Annotated in this window: 12 protein-coding genes and 1 pseudogene; 9 read left to right on the top strand and 4 right to left on the bottom strand. The window is 63.9% G+C overall.

Going from position 1 to position 14,742, the window contains the following annotated elements:
• The first annotated feature begins 85 nt into the window (after positions 1–85).
• From murB to AB7I51_RS12550, 7 genes are all read left to right on the top strand, one after another.
• The gene (gene murB, locus AB7I51_RS12580; RefSeq protein ID WP_428404850.1) at positions 86–1,006 is read left to right on the top strand and encodes a UDP-N-acetylmuramate dehydrogenase; all 921 of its coding nucleotides are present in this window, start codon (positions 86–88) and stop codon (positions 1,004–1,006) included.
• 310 nt (positions 1,007–1,316) lie between these two features.
• Positions 1,317–2,240, top strand: a complete 924-nt coding sequence (locus tag AB7I51_RS12575; RefSeq protein ID WP_428404851.1) for a D-alanine--D-alanine ligase — start codon at positions 1,317–1,319, stop codon at positions 2,238–2,240.
• Positions 2,237–3,226, top strand: coding sequence for a cell division protein FtsQ/DivIB (locus AB7I51_RS12570; RefSeq protein ID WP_428404852.1), 990 nt, complete (start codon positions 2,237–2,239; stop codon positions 3,224–3,226). Before AB7I51_RS12575 ends, AB7I51_RS12570 begins: the two co-directional genes overlap by 4 nt.
• Positions 3,227–3,230: 4 nt before the next feature.
• A complete protein-coding gene (gene ftsA / locus AB7I51_RS12565) occupies positions 3,231–4,541 on the top strand; it encodes a cell division protein FtsA (RefSeq protein WP_428404853.1) in 1,311 nt (436 codons plus the stop codon).
• A 151-nt stretch (positions 4,542–4,692) separates the two neighbouring features.
• Positions 4,693–6,315: a cell division protein FtsZ gene (gene ftsZ, locus AB7I51_RS12560; RefSeq protein ID WP_428404854.1), complete on the top strand. Its 1,623-nt coding sequence runs from the start codon at positions 4,693–4,695 to the stop codon at positions 6,313–6,315.
• 359 nt (positions 6,316–6,674) lie between these two features.
• Positions 6,675–7,532 (top strand): UDP-3-O-acyl-N-acetylglucosamine deacetylase, encoded by an 858-nt coding sequence (gene lpxC, locus AB7I51_RS12555; protein ID WP_428404855.1) that lies wholly within the window; start codon positions 6,675–6,677, stop codon positions 7,530–7,532.
• 159 nt (positions 7,533–7,691) lie between these two features.
• On the top strand, positions 7,692–8,576 hold the full coding sequence (locus AB7I51_RS12550; protein ID WP_428404856.1) for an outer membrane protein assembly factor BamD: 885 nt from the start codon (positions 7,692–7,694) through the stop codon (positions 8,574–8,576).
• Here the strand turns inward: AB7I51_RS12550 and AB7I51_RS12545 are convergent.
• Positions 8,573–9,484 carry an alpha/beta hydrolase gene (locus AB7I51_RS12545; RefSeq protein ID WP_428404857.1) on the bottom strand — a complete coding sequence of 304 codons (912 nt, stop codon included), beginning with the start codon at positions 9,482–9,484 and terminating at the stop codon, positions 8,573–8,575. The genes AB7I51_RS12550 and AB7I51_RS12545 overlap by 4 nt on opposite strands.
• A 96-nt stretch (positions 9,485–9,580) precedes the next feature.
• Here AB7I51_RS12545 and recN point away from each other — a divergent pair, with 96 nt between their 5' ends.
• Complete coding sequence (gene recN, locus AB7I51_RS12540) at positions 9,581–11,260, top strand: DNA repair protein RecN (protein ID WP_428404859.1); 1,680 nt, start codon at positions 9,581–9,583, stop codon at positions 11,258–11,260.
• A 120-nt stretch (positions 11,261–11,380) separates the two neighbouring features.
• Here recN and AB7I51_RS12535 read toward each other — a convergent pair whose 3' ends face one another.
• The gene (locus AB7I51_RS12535; protein ID WP_428406247.1) at positions 11,381–12,445 is read right to left on the bottom strand and encodes an enoyl-CoA hydratase/isomerase family protein; all 1,065 of its coding nucleotides are present in this window, start codon (positions 12,443–12,445) and stop codon (positions 11,381–11,383) included.
• Positions 12,446–12,643: 198 nt separating this feature from the next.
• A pseudogene (locus AB7I51_RS12530) lies at positions 12,644–12,832 on the bottom strand (hydrogenase maturation protein); the annotation flags it as partial.
• 318 nt (positions 12,833–13,150) lie between these two features.
• Between AB7I51_RS12530 and AB7I51_RS12525 the strand changes: the two are divergent.
• Positions 13,151–13,351 carry a hypothetical protein gene (locus tag AB7I51_RS12525; protein ID WP_428404861.1) on the top strand — a complete coding sequence of 67 codons (201 nt, stop codon included), beginning with the start codon at positions 13,151–13,153 and terminating at the stop codon, positions 13,349–13,351.
• Between the two features lie 93 nt (positions 13,352–13,444).
• Here AB7I51_RS12525 and AB7I51_RS12520 read toward each other — a convergent pair whose 3' ends face one another.
• A complete protein-coding gene (locus AB7I51_RS12520) occupies positions 13,445–14,491 on the bottom strand; it encodes a GlxA family transcriptional regulator (RefSeq protein WP_428404858.1) in 1,047 nt (348 codons plus the stop codon).
• Between the last annotated feature and the right edge of the window lie 251 nt (positions 14,492–14,742).

The raw sequence follows: 14,742 nt of genomic DNA, 5'->3' as shown, positions 1-14,742 counted from the left end.
CATCCTTCCTCGCTTATGGGAGAAGGACGCGCGCGAGGCGGCGCCAGATGACCGCCGTGCGCGGCCTCAACCAAGCTGGGCGTTGATGACCTTCCCCGATATTTCCGCCGATATCGCCGCCGCCATGCCGCAATTGCGCGGGCGCATCGCCGCGAACGAGCCGCTCGCGCCTCTAACCTGGTTTCGCGTCGGCGGGCCGGCGCAGATTCTCTTCATGCCGGCGGACGAAGACGATCTCGCCTATTTTCTCGCGAATCTGCCGCGTGAGATTCCAGCGACCGTCGTTGGGCTAGGCTCCAATCTCATCGTACGAGACGGCGGCGTCGAAGGCGTCGTCATTCGGCTATCGGCGAAGGGATTCGGCGAGATCGTCGTCGAAGACGGCTGCCGACTGCGGGTGGGCGCGGCGGTTCCCGACGTGAAGGCCGCGCGCGCCGCCGCCGAAGCGGGGATCGACGGCCTTGCCTTCTATCGCGGCATCCCCGGCGCGATCGGCGGCGCGTTGCGGATGAACGCCGGCGCGCATGGCGGCGAAACCAGAGACGCGCTGATCGAAGCGCGCGGCGTCGACCGCAGCGGCGACATTCGCGTCTTTTCCAACGCCGATCTCGGCTATTCCTATCGCCATTGCTCGGCGCCGGACGATGTGATTTTCACCCAGGCGCTCTATCAGGGCCGTCCGGGCGATCCTGTGACGATTCTCGCCGAGATGGACCGCATCACCGCGGCGCGGGAAGCCTCTCAGCCGATCAGGGAAAAAACCGGCGGCTCGACCTTCAAGAATCCTGACGGCCACAAGGCATGGCAATTGATCGACGCCGCCGGTTGCCGCGGCCTCGTCGTCGGCGACGCCCAGGTGAGCGAAATGCACTGCAATTTTCTCATCAACCGCGGGCGCGCGACCGCCGCCGACATCGAGTCGCTCGGCGAGGAAGTGCGCCGGCGCGTGCTCAAGACGAGCGGCGTCGAGCTGCATTGGGAGATCAAGCGGATCGGCGTCGCTTGAAAAGAAGGACTCGGCGAAATTGCATGGTGGGCGCCGAGACCTTAGCGTGGACGCTGGGGGAGACGAGAGTCATGGAGCGTCGCAAAAACTCGCCCACTGGGCCGGAGGCCGAAGAAATGGCGGCGAGATCGCAGCGCGTCGACGATCGAAGAGTCGAGAAACGTCCTTCGACCGAAGATCGAGGCCTCACGAAGCCCGACGCTCAAAGCGATGGCGTTTGCCCTTTCACCACATTCACCGAACGGGCTTCGGGCGCTGACGAAGCCGCCTACCGCGATCTTTAGCTCGCTCTTCTCAATCCGAGACCAACATGACCAAACATGTCGCCGTGCTGATGGGCGGGCTCTCCGCCGAACGCGAAATCTCTCTGCGCTCGGGCGAAGCCTGCGCAAAAGCCTTAGAAGAACAGGGATTTACGGTGACGCGCGTCGACGCCGGACATGACGTGGCGAATGTCCTGGCGGCGCTCAAGCCCGACGTCGCCTTCAACGCGCTCCATGGCAAGTTTGGCGAGGATGGCTGCATTCAGGGCGTGCTGGAGCTGCTGCGCATCCCCTATACGCATTCCGGCGTGCTCGCGTCTTCAGTGGCGATGAAAAAGGACGTGGCCAAGACTGTCATGGCGGCCGCCGGCGTTCCGGTTCCGAAGGGACGCGTGCTGCACAGGCTGGAGGCCGCCAAGGCGCATGCGCTGCCGCTTCCCTATGTGCTCAAGCCCATATCGGAAGGCTCATCCTTTGGCGTCTTCATCGTCAATGAGGGGCAGGAGCATCCGCCGCAGGAATTATGGCGTGAGGATTGGACTCATGGCGACATGATGCTGGCCGAGCAGTTCATCGCCGGGCGTGAACTCACCTGCGCCGTCATGAACGACCAGGCTCTTGACGTGATCGAAATACTCGCCGCCGACGGCGGCTGGTACGACTATCACGCCAAATACGCCAAAGGCGGTTCGAAACACGTCCTTCCGGCGAATCTTAAACAGAATATTTACCAAGAGGTCCAACATTTGGCCCTTGAGGCTCATCGAGCTCTCGGCTGTCGCGGCGTGAGCCGCGCGGACTTCCGATACGACGACCGCCCCGGAGGTACGGGCGAGTTCGTCGTATTGGAGGTGAACACCCAGCCGGGAATGACGGAGACCTCGCTCGTGCCAGAAATGGCGGCATACGCAGGTTTTTCGTTCGGCGAGCTGGTCAAATGGATGGTGGAAGACGCGTCCTACGATCGTTGAAGGAGTCGTTTACGGCTCGGCATTCGCTCGTCCCGATCGGTTCCACAGAAGCCTCTTACGCCTTCGCGACCGCGGCGGCCGTTACGTCCGTCCCGCCGGCGACCGCCGCCGCTCCCGCCACGGCGGTCCCGCCGCGCGCGCCGGCGCGCAAAAACCGCAGCAAGAGCCTTCTGTCGCGCTTGGCGCTCCTCGGCCGTCCCGGCGTCGGCACGCTGGCGATTTTTGCGCTGTTTGGCCTCGTCGGCGCGGCGGGCTCTGTCGAGAACGGCGGCTACGCCGCTCTCGTCGAAAGCGAAGGCGAACTTTACGACATCGTGGCGCGCGCCGCGGGCTTTCCGATTTCGGCGGTCACCATCACCGGCCAGTCGCGTTTGCGCGAACGCGAGTTGCTCGAGGCGGCAGGCGTCGGGCCGCGAAATTCCTTGCCCTTTCTCAATGCGACAGCGGTGCGCGAGCGGCTGATGCAAGTCCCCCTCGTGAAGTCGGCGCGAGTCGTGAAGTTTTACCCCAATCGACTGGTCATCGCGATCGAAGAGCGGCAGCCAAGCGCGCTCTGGCAACGCGACGGACGCGTGGCCGTGATTTCCGACGACGGCGTGCCGATCGACGAATTGCGTGATCAGCGCTATCTCGGCCTGCCTTTCGTCGTTGGCGAGGGCGCGCAGAAGCGCTTGCTCGAATTCCACATGCTGATGGCGAGGGCCGGCGATCTCGCGCATCGAGTCAAGGCTGGCGTGCTCGTCGCCGGCCGTCGCTGGAACCTCGACATGACCAATGGCGTCACCGTGAAGCTGCCGGAGCTGAATCCGTTCGGCGCGCTGGACACGCTGACGCGCCTGCAGCGAGAGGCGCGGATTCTCGACAAGGACGTGATGTCGATCGACTTACGCATTCCCGAACGGATCAGCGTTCGGCTCACGGAAGAAGCGGCTGCGGCGCGCGAAGCGCAGCTCGCGCCGCACAAGTCGTCCAAGCGTGGTGGTTAGCAGCATGATCTCGCCCATCGTCCCGCCACGAATGAAGCCGCTGTCGCCGCGTCGCTCGGCGACTTTCGTCGCGCTTGACGTCGGCTCCTCGAAAATCGCCTGTCTCATCGCGCGGTTATCGCCGCTTGGCGCGGTTGCGCCCGGCGACTGGCGCACCCATCGCGTTCGCGTCGTCGGCATCGGCCACCAGCGCTCTCTCGGCGTGAAGAATGGCCTCGTCGTGGACATGGACGCCGCCGACGCCGCCATCCGACAGACTGTCGACGCCGCCGAGCGCATGTCCGGCATTCAGGCGGACCGCGTCATCGTCACCGCCGCCGGCGGAAGATTGTCGTCGCGGCATTTTCAGGCGAAGCGCGTCATCGGCGGCCGGGAGGTCGCCGAACACGACATCCATCGCGTTCTCGAGGCTTCGGCGGCGCATCACCTCAATCGCGGCCGCATCGCGGTGCATTCGCTGCCGATGGGCTTTTCGCTCGATGGCGTGTCGGGAATCCGCGAACCCAAGAACATGATCGGCGAGGAGCTCGGAGTCGATCTGCATGTCGCGACCTGCGATCAGGCGGCGGCCCGCAATCTGATTCTCGCTGTAGAGCGCACGCATCTCAGCGTCGAGGCCATGGCCGCCGCGCCCTATGTCGCTGGTCTCTCGACGCTCGAACCTGACGAGGCCGAGATGGGCGTCGTTGTCGTCGATATGGGCGCCGGGTCGACGTCGGTCGCTGTCTTCGAAAGGGGCGAGATGATTCATCTCGACGCCGTCGCGCTTGGCGGCGGCCACGTCACGATGGACATCGCGCGCGGCCTCGACGCGCGACTCTCGGACGCCGAGCGGCTGAAGACCTTTCACGGCTCGGCGATCGCTTCCACTTCCGACGAGCGCGAAACCATCTCCTTCGATCACGTCGGCGAGAACGATCACAAGGCGCATGCGCCAAAATCGCATCTCGTGCGCATCATCCGCCCGCGCGTCGAGGAAACGCTCGAATTTCTGCGCGACCGTCTGGCCAAGGCCGGCCATCCGAGCGGTCCCGGCCGCCGCATCGTCCTGACCGGCGGCGCCAGCCAGCTCACGGGCGTCGCCGAAGCGGCGCGCCGCATTCTTGGAGGACAGGTTCGGGTCGGTCGTCCGATCGGCGTCGAAGGCCTGCCCGAGTCCGCGAAGAGCCCCGCCTTCGCCGCCGCCGCCGGACTGCTCGTCTATCCGCAGGTCGCCGGCCATGAATATTTCGAGCCGCGACGGATCGAGCGCGCGGCGACCGGAACCGACGGATACATTTCGCGCGTAGGGAGATGGTTAAGAGAAAGCTTCTAGTGTCGCGTGCGAGTGATTCTTTCGATCCGGCGCTGTTCGACAGCGAAGCGCCGAGAATGATTGCCGAGGACGACGCGTTCGGCGACCGGGCGTCCAATGGCGAAGGACAACGGGCGCCGAGTCGTGAACGCAATGGTGAGAGGCCTGGCAAATGACGATCAACCTTAAAGCTCCCGAACTTCGGGAATTGAAGCCCCGCATCATGGTTTGTGGCGTCGGCGGGGGCGGCTGCAACGCCGTCAACAACATGATTTCCTCCGGCCTGTCTGGCGTCGATTTCCTTGTCGCCAATACTGACGCCCAGGCGCTTGCCTCGTCGGCGGCCGAGCGAATCATTCAGATGGGCCTGCAGGTGACGGAAGGCCTCGGCGCCGGCGCTCAGCCCGAGGTCGGCCGGGCGGCCGCTGAAGAAGCGCGCGAAGAAATCCGCGAGCATCTGACCGGCGCGCATATGTGCTTCGTCACCGCCGGCATGGGCGGCGGCACCGGCACCGGCGCCGCTCCGGTGATCGCGCAGATCGCGCGCGAAATGGGCATTCTCACCGTCGGCGTCGTGACCAAGCCGTTCCATTTCGAAGGCCAGCGTCGCCTGCGCATCGCGGAATCGGGCATTTCCGAACTGCAGAAATGCGTCGATACGCTGATCGTCATCCCGAATCAGAATCTCTTCCGCATCGCGACGGAAAAGACGACCTTCGCCGACGCCTTCGCCATGGCCGATCAGGTTCTCTATTCGGGAGTCGCGTCGGTCACTGACCTGATGGTCAAGGAAGGGCTCATCAATCTCGATTTCGCCGATGTCCGCTCGATCATGCGCGGCATGGGCAAGGCGATGATGGGCACCGGCGAGGCCACGGGCGAAAATCGCGCCAATCTCGCGGCGGAAGCGGCGATCGCCAATCCGCTGCTTGACGAAGTGTCGATGAAGGGCGCCCGCGGTCTGCTGATCTCGATCACCGGCGGCCATGATCTGACGCTCTACGAGGTCGATGAAGCGGCGAGCCGGATTCGCCAGGAGGTCGACGAGGACGCCAACATCATTCTCGGCGCGACATTCGATTCGACGCTCGAGGGCGTGGTCCGGGTCTCCGTCGTCGCGACCGGCATCGATCTCGCTGCGATTACGGCGGACGATCCGATGAGCGAATCGCGCCTCGCCGAGGCCGCGGAGCGTCTGCGCGCGCAATTGCAGCAGGCGCGCGCCCAACAGCCCGCGCCGGCCATCCAGCCGGCGCCGCTCGTGCGGCATTCGGAGGAACAGTTGGCCGCGGCGAACTATTACGCCGAGCAGGCGCCCGCCCATGGCGTCTACCTCGAGCCGGCGCCGCCTCGCCTCGCCTATGGCGAACCGCAGTACGACGCCGAGGGCCACGAAGCGCCGGTCAGCGCCTATGTGCCGCCGGCGCCGGAGCAGCCGCGCGCGCCTCGCATGCCTCAGATCGAGGATTTTCCCCAGCCGATCCAGGACCAGTTGCGCCAGCAAATGGGCGGCGGCGATCATCGCCGCAAATCGCTCTTCGAGCGTCTGGCCTCCTTCGGCGCGAGCCGTCAGGAAGACGCCCATTACAGCGCCCCGGCGGCGCCTGCGCCTCGTCCGCACGGGGGCCAGCCTTCGGCGACGCACGCCGAATATGGCAAGCGTCCGGCCGTTCCGGCGGGGCAGGGGGGACATGCGGCGCTCGATCCGCATGGCCGTCGCGCCCTGCAGCCGCGGCCGTCAGAGGAGGATCATCTGGAAATCCCAGCCTTCCTGCGCCGACAGGCCAACCACTGAGCTTCGCGACAAGCTGAAAAGGCCCGCCTAGCGCGGGCCTTTTCTTTTGGGGCGTCCTGCCTTGTAACAAACTGTAAGAAACTGTGACTCGAGCGCCGGCGGTCGGATTTGCTATCTTTTGTCCGGGCTTTAGAGCGCGCGGCGAAAAAGTGGAACCCGGTTTTTCGCGCAAAGCGCGCTCTAAGCTTTTGGAATCGATCACGTCATCTGCATTTGGGCGGTTCCGCCCAAATGCAGCGTGATCTGGGGAGGGTTGCGCCATTCGCTCGGATTTACGCCGACATGCGCCGCGCGCGCGGCGCGCTGCGCCTGCTCTGAAGGCCGCCGCGCGGTCGATTCAGCAGACCATCGGCCGCAGCGTGACGCTCGTTGGACAAGGCGTTCACGGCGGTCGTCGGGCCAGCGTGACGATCGCTCCGGCTGGCGCCGACGCTGGCGTCGTCTTCAATGTCGGCAGCGCCGAGATCGAATCGCATTGGTCGCGCGTCGACGCATCGAAATTGCGCACGCGACTCGCATGCGGCGGCGCCAGCGTCTCGACAGTGGAACATCTGATGGCCGCGCTGGCGGCGCTTCGTATCGACAATGCGCTTGTGTTGCTCGACGGCGACGAGGTTCCGGCGATGGACGGTTCGGCCCGGGACTTCGTCTCGGCGATCGACGAGGCCGGCCTCGTAACGCTCGCAGCGCCGCGACGCTGCTGGCGCGTCGTGAAATCCACGCGGGTCACCGACGGCGCCGGCTGGGCGGAGCTGCGTCCCGCGGAAGCAGGCCTTCATCTCGATGTGGAAATCGCTTTCCCGGGCCCGGTCGGCCGGCAGCGGCTGTCGCTCGACCTCACGCCGGAAAATTTCCGGCGGGAATTGGCCGACGCCCGCAGTTTCGGCTTTCTCAACGACGCGGAGCGGCTCTGGCGCGAGAGTCTGGCGCTCGGCGCCAATCTCGACAACACGCTTGTCTTTGACGAGCGCGGGCCGATCAATCCGCAGGGATTGCGATTCGCCGATGAATGCGTCCGCCACAAGACGCTCGACGTGATCGGCGATCTGGCGTTGGCGGGAGCGCCGATCATCGGCGCGTTCCGATCCTATCGCGGCGGCCACGCCCTCAACATCGCGCTGCTCGAAGCCGCGGCGCGCGACGGGGCCCTGACGCCTGAGTTCGAGCGCGCGCCCAAGGAAAACGCCACGGATGCGGGGCGAAGCCTCTCGCCATAATCTCGCCAGATGAAGGTTCTTTTTTCAGACGACCGCAAAGGCGGCGCGAACCGCCGCGCCTTTGGCGCAGGGCAGGGGCGTCCTGCGGCGATTTGATTGATCGAGGTTGGAAGGCGTCGGGACGCGCGGGCGTCCCGCAGCGTCGCAACGGGGCAACAAATGTCGATTTTCGCTCGTTCATTCAGTGTGTTGGCTTTGGCTTCGGCCTTGTCGATCGGCGCGGCGCCGGCGCGCGCCGATCTCATGGACTCGATCACCAGCGGTTTCGGCCTCTTCGGCGGCGGCGGGACGAAATATAAAACCGAAATCACGCCGGACATTCCGGCCGACGATCTCTACAACGCCGGCTTGGCCCGGCTGAAGGCGAGGGATTACGCGGGCGCGGCCAAAAAATTCGGCGAACTGGAGAAGCAGCATCCATCATCGGATTGGGCGCGCAAAGGCCTTCTGATGATCACTTTCGCGCAATTCGAAGAGCCCAAATATGACGACGCCGTGCAGTCGGCGCAGCGCTACATCGGCCTTTATCCGAATTCGCCCGATACGCCCTACGTCTATTATCTCGCCGGCATGTCCTTCTATAATCAGGTGCCCGACGTGATGCGCGACCAGCAGTCGGCCGAGAAGGCGCTGGACGTTTTCACTCAGCTCATCCAGAAATTCCCGAAATCCGAATATGTGAACGACGCCCGATACAAGATTCAGGTGACGCGCGACCAGCTCGCCGCCAAGGAAATGAGCGTCGGCCGCTTCTACCTCATTCGCAAGAATTACCCTGCGGCGATCAATCGCTTTCACGACGTGCTCGGCAAATATCAGATGACGCGCCACACCGAAGAGGCGCTCTATCGCCTCACCGAGGCCTATCTCGCCATGGGCGTCACCAATGAGGCGCAGACCGCCGCCGCGATCCTCGGGCATAATTACCCCGACTCGCAATGGTATAAGGACGCCCACGCTCTGCTGAAGAGCGACGGGCTGGAGCCGCATGAACACACCGATTCCTGGCTCTCCAAGGTCGGCAAGACGCTGCACGCGATTTAGCTGTCGCGACTCGCAAAACACGCTTCCATAAAAGCGCCGCCATGCGCCAGGGCGCGCCGGCCCTCTTCAAGCCACGCATTCCATAGGGGCCACGCGTGAACCATGCGCGGCCAAATCTCCAATGTGACAGAGACGTCGGCCGCGCCGGCCGCCGCGGCGAGGCGCGTCGAATCGGCGAGTAGCGTTTCGTTTGACCCAATTTGGATGAGGAGCGGCGGCAAACCGCTGAGATCGCCGAAAAGCGGCGAAACGCGCGGATCGCGGCGATCGATCCCAGCCGGGACGTATGCCTGCGCCAGCTCTTCGAGATAGGGCCTGTGCAGCAGGGGGTCGACGCCATCCTTGGTCGTCAGCGTTTCGCCGGAGAGCGTAAGGTCGGTCCAGGGCGACGCGAGCCAGGCGCAGGCGGGAAGCGCCTCCTTAAGATCGCGCAGGCGCATGAGCAGGGCGAGCGTCAGTCCGCCGCCGGCGCTGTCGCCGCCGACTGCGATTCGATCGGCGTCAAATCCCCGTTCGCGAAGAAACCGCCACGCCTTGAACGCATCGTCATAGGCTGCGGGAAACGGGTGTTCCGGCGCGAGCCTGAAGTCGACGGCCAGCGCGCTTGCGCCCGCGGCGCGTCCCGCCTCGCTCGCCATCCGGCGATGGCTGAGAATCGAGCCCGAGCAATAGCCGCCGCCGTGAAAGAAGAGGAGCGCGCGCGAAGCGTCGCTCTTCGGCGCGCGCGACCATTCGGCGGACATGCCGTCGATCGAAATTTCTTCAAACGAAATATCCGGCGCCGCCGGCCAGACGGCGCCGACTTCCTCGATGCGGGCACGTCGCGCCGGCCAGCCGACCGGCCTCGGCTTCGCACTCAGCATGGCCCGGATGTCGTCAATGCCGAGATCGGCCAATAAAATCTCCATTTGGAAAAACCCGCCCGCGACTATAATCCCGGCGCGTTCCTGCGTCGCGGCGGCGGAGTCGCCGCGTCTCGCGCCGGTACGCTTAAGCAGGGCCGCATGCTGGTTCGTCTCTCCATCCGCGACATCGTGCTGATCGACGCGCTCGACCTCGACTTTGCGCCGGGTCTGACGACGCTCACCGGCGAGACCGGCGCGGGAAAGTCGATCCTGCTCGACGCTTTCGTGCTGGCGCTCGGCGGTCGCGGCGACGCCTCGCTGGTGCGCGCCGGCTGCGAACAGGGACAGGTGACGGCGGTCTTCGATCTCGCGCCCGATCATCCCGCGCATCTCGCGGCGCGCGAATTCGGCCTCGCCAGCGCTGACGAGCTGGTGCTACGGCGCGTGCAGTCGACGGACGGCCGCACCCGCGCCTTCGTCAATGATCAGCCGGCTACGGCGCAGGCGCTGCGCGCCATCGGGCGCGAACTCGTCGAGATTCACTGTCAGCATGACGAGCGCGCGCTCGTTGACCCAAGCGCCCATCGCGCACTTGTCGACGCGCATGGCGGCCTTGCTGCGCAAGCCAATGACGTTCGCGCGCGTTATGGCGCCTGGCAGGCGGCGCGTCGCGCGCTTGCGGAAGAAGAGGCGCGAATCGCCAAGGCGCGCGCCGAGGCCGACTATCTGCGCCACGCCCATGCCGAGTTGTCGGAACTCGCGCCGCAGGTAGGCGAGGAAGAGGCGCTCGCCGAGCGGCGCCTCTTCATGCAGCGGGCCGAAAAAGTCGCCGCCGACATTTCTGACGCGCTCTCGGCCTTCTCCAATGACGGATCGCCGGCGCGTGAAATCGCTCAGGCGGCGCGGCGGCTCGAGCGGCGCCTGACTCAGGCGCCGCAACTCTTGGATGCGTCGGCGCGCGCGCTGACGCAGGCGGTCGATTCGCTCGGCCTTGCCGAAGAGGCGCTCGAGCGGGCGCTTGCCGATACGAAATTTGATCCGGCGGAATTGGAGCGCGTCGAGGAGCGCCTCTTCGCGCTGCGCGGCGTCGCCCGCAAACATCAGGTCGCGGTTGCCGACCTTGCCAAGCTCGCGGAGAAATTCGCCGACGATCTTGCGGCGCTTGACGCGAGTGAAGCGCGGCTCGTCGCGCTGGCGCGCGCGCTCGCAGACGCCAAGCGGTGTTTCGACGAAGCCGCCTCAGCGCTGTCGTTCGCGCGCCAGAAGGCGGCGCAAAGGCTTGATGCGCTGGTCGACGGTGAATTGAAGCCGCTGCGGCTGGAGGGCGCGCATTTTTCGACGCAGGTGACGAGCGACCCTGAGTCTGCCGGGCCGGAAGGAATCGATCGCGTCGAATTCTGGGTGCAGACCAATCCCGGATCGCGCCCCGGTCCGCTGACCAAGGTCGCCTCGGGCGGCGAACTAGCGCGCTTCATGCTGGCGTTGAAGGTCGTGCTTGCCGATCGCGGCTCGGCGCCGACGCTCGTCTTCGACGAAATCGACACAGGCGTTGGCGGCGCGGTCGCCGACGCCATCGGCCAGCGGCTGGGGCGTCTCGCCAAACGCGCCCAGGTGCTCGCCGTCACTCACGCGCCCCAGGTCGCCGCCCGCGCCGGCCAGCATCTGCGGATCAGCAAGGGCGCGCCGGCGAAACCCGGCAAGGAGAAGCGTGTCGCGACCAGCGTCGCGGTGCTGGCGGCGGGCGAGCGGCGCGAGGAAATCGCCCGCATGCTGTCAGGCGCCGCGATCACCGAAGAAGCCCGCGCCGCCGCCGCGCGGTTGCTGGAAGGGGCGGGGTAGAACAAGCGCCCGCATTTTCGTTCGCATCTTAGTCTGCATTCCGCCTTTGGCGGGTCCCTTCGCAATTGCCGAAGATCTGCGCGCCTCAACGGCTCGGTTCATGGGATCGTCATTGCTTCCTCATGGAGCCGGAGAGAAGAGACGCCGAATCGACAGTTGCAACAGATTCGCCCATGCATGCGCCATGTTCGGCGATTTGCGATCTTCCTCCAGCGGCTGAGTGAGCTGGACCTCTATATGATGGCGGGCGCTCGCTTGATACGCGCTTGCCCCTACCGGCAATTCAAGCTCGCGTGAGATATTCGACATGGGTTCGCTCTTAACTACCGGAGTCGCCTCGGATGCAAGTCTGCTCGGCGGCTTACTCTTGAAAACAAAGCGTCGACGAGCCTCGTGGTAAGCGGGATCGAGTCCAAAGAAGTTCTCCCGCATCCTGTCGAGTTCTTCGGCGCGATACGCCGCCAAGGGCTTGACCAATTCGGCGTCCAATCGGCGGTGGAGTTTCTCCACAATGGTCGACCTGTATTGAGGTTCATGCGCGAGCCTCTTGGCGCGAAGCCTCAGTTCTTGTTCAAACGTCTCGACATCTTTTCCAAAGACGTCATCGAGAAAGCCGATCTCGCGAGCTTTCTGCGCGCCCAGGGGCTGGCATCCTCGCGTAAGTTCGAGCGCTTTTGCCTGTCCCACGCGTTTTGGAAGCAAATAGGTCCAATACTCTGAACCATAGAGTTCCCCCATGCCGCGGTAGTGAGGATTCAGAACAACATTGGGGCGCGCAAAAACCTGATCGGCTGCTAACGCAAGAATTGCTCCGCCAGCGCCGGCGTTGCCACGCATTCCCGCGATCACGACATGCGACATGGTGTTGATGATTTCATGCACCAAATCATCCATGGCGTTTATGTTCCGCCAGGACTCTTCGGCGGGGTCAGCGCTGGCTTCGATCACGTTCAGATGGATTCCGTTCGACCAGAAGTCGCGGCCGCCGAGCAGGACGATGACTCTGGTGGGACGTGAGCGAGCATAGAGGAATGCCTCGCGAAGCCGCTGGCACTGTGTCGTGCTCATCGCGCCGTTATAGAAATCGAACGAAAGATGGCCGACCTGCTCCTCTTCGCTATAGACGATTTCTCTGAACGTGCGATGATCGACCGGCGCATCGATCGGCAGCGGCTTTTCGGGCACGCTACGAAGCAAAGGGCCCAATATATGGGTTGCCGGCAGTTTTACGCCAGCGACGGCGCAGAGATCTTCGGCGCATAGTCCGCAGCCAGCCCCTCTCTGAGCGATGCTGCAGATTTCCCTATGTCCGTTCGGGTCGTTTTTGGCCTTCAAATGGGAAATCCACACAGCGCCATCAATGGCGCCGACGCAGATCGCGCCATCGCGCCGCGCAAGGATTTGACCGGGCGATCCTCTAAGGCGATCCTCTTCATGTGCGCCATAAAGGAAGCATTCCATGCCGAGCAGCGTGCTCAGGATGCCGGGCGCACTGTCGGCCGCGCGCACTTTCCTTACAATTGTGGCGGTCGTGTCCCGCGTCCAATCAATGGCGCGGTCGGATTGCTTCATCGGTGGGCGTAGACAGCCTCGCGCGTATGACATGGCCTCGGCGAGCGACTGCGGCTGCCAACATCCCGATTGAAGTTGGCCCGTCTCGATACGCTCGATCGCTTCTAGCGCGCCAGACAAGGCGGCGTCGGTGACCGAGCCGCGATAAAGGCTGCTCTTCGTTGGCGGATCGCCGTCGAGAGCGAATTCGTAAGACGCCCAAATCGGGCCCGCGTCGAAATCCTCAGCGGCCTCGAGAATGGTGACGCCCCATGCTCTTTCATCGTTGCTGATGGCCCAATCCAGCGACGATGGTCCTCGATCTCCTTTGACGCCCGGATGCACAATCAGACATCTTGTGCGGGTGTAAACCTCGATCGGAATCGCGATCTTCAACATAGGCGCGATAATCAGATCCGGAGCGTGCCGCTCGGCGGCTTCGATCATGTCCGCGCCATCGGCGACAACGCTGACCTGAATTTCGTGCCCGCGATCGGCAAGTTCGACGAAGAGCCGCTGGCTGAGGCTATTATGAGCTGAGGTCAAAAAGAGTATGTGCACGGGATCCTCCCATGTTCTGGTTGGTTCAGGCTGAATGAAACGAGCTGCGCCTGATCGGCGCTTTCAGCTGGATCAGGCGTCTAGCGTCGACCGGAAGCGCGCCCGATACTCGGCTGGACTAGCGTCGAATAGGCGCTGAAAGGTGCGCCGCATGCGCTCGGCGTTTCCAAATCCACATTCCATAGCAATCACCTCGATCGATGAATTCGTGTGCTCGAGCTTGGAGCGCGCAGCATCAGCGCGCGCTCGTTCGGCGAATTCGGCTGGCGTCTGACCAGTCTCATTGCGGAACAAGCGCGAGAAACTGCGCTCGCTCATCGCCATGCGGTCAGCCAGAGCGGGAACGCTCAGGTCCGCCTCGGGATGCGCCAGCATCCATGTCTGAAGTTCGCTGACGTCCGCTCGTAAAGGCTTCTCCCATACGCTCGTATGGCCCCTGAACTGTGATTGACCGCCCGGTCGCCTCGGAAATACGAGCAGCGCGCGCGCGACGCCTAGCATCGCTTCCCTACCCAGATCCTCCTCCACCAGAGCGAGGGCGAGGTCGATGCCGGCTGTAATCCCCCCTGAAGTGTAGACATTCCCATCGCGGATAAAGATGCGGCTCGAGTCGACTTCGATTGACGGATACGACTTCGCGAGTTGGTCGGCATAAACCCAGTGCGTTGTCGCGCGTCTACGATCTAGGAGGCCCGCTTCGGCGAGAACTACCGCGCCAGTGCAAATCGATACGATCCGCCGAGTCCTGGGAGCAATTGACCGCACCCAATCGATCAGTATGGAGTCTTTGATGGCCGCTTCGCAGCCACTCCCGCCAACCACGACCAAAGTGTCCAAACCCTCAACCATCTCGCTGTAGCTGTGGGAGGCGATGATCTGAAGTCCGGACATCGTGGGGACAGGCCCCGCCTCTTGAGCGATCACGACGGAGTGGTAGGTCGGCGGCTTTCTTAGCACGCTCAACATAAGGTTGGCCCAATAGAACGTTTCGAACGGACCTGAAAGATCAAGGCTTTGGCAATCCGGGTAGACCAAAAACCCGACCCGACGGAAATGGGCGCTTTCCTGGCACAGCGCGTCTGAGCAATGCTTTTCCATCTCGCAATTTTCCTGCGTCATGAATTTCGTCACAAGGACAAATTTCCCACCTTTTCGGCCAAGCGTTGGGCTTCAACGAGCGGTGAGAGTCGAATCAAGCCATTTGTGAGCCGCTCGGCGGGTCGACTGCCACGGGTCGCTCACCGAAATTCATGTATGGATGCCCCCGCTCGTGCAAGCTGTTTTCGAATGGTTGGGTCGCGTGATCGGGTGCGGTCATGTATCAGGCCTTCATGTGCGGCCCATAGCGACCGCTGGCCGGTATGGAGATG

It is taken from the genome of Methylocystis sp. (genome assembly GCF_050246715.1).
Taxonomy (GTDB): Bacteria; Pseudomonadota; Alphaproteobacteria; order Rhizobiales; family Beijerinckiaceae; genus Methylocystis.
This window is presented reverse-complemented; position numbering and strand designations above follow the sequence as displayed.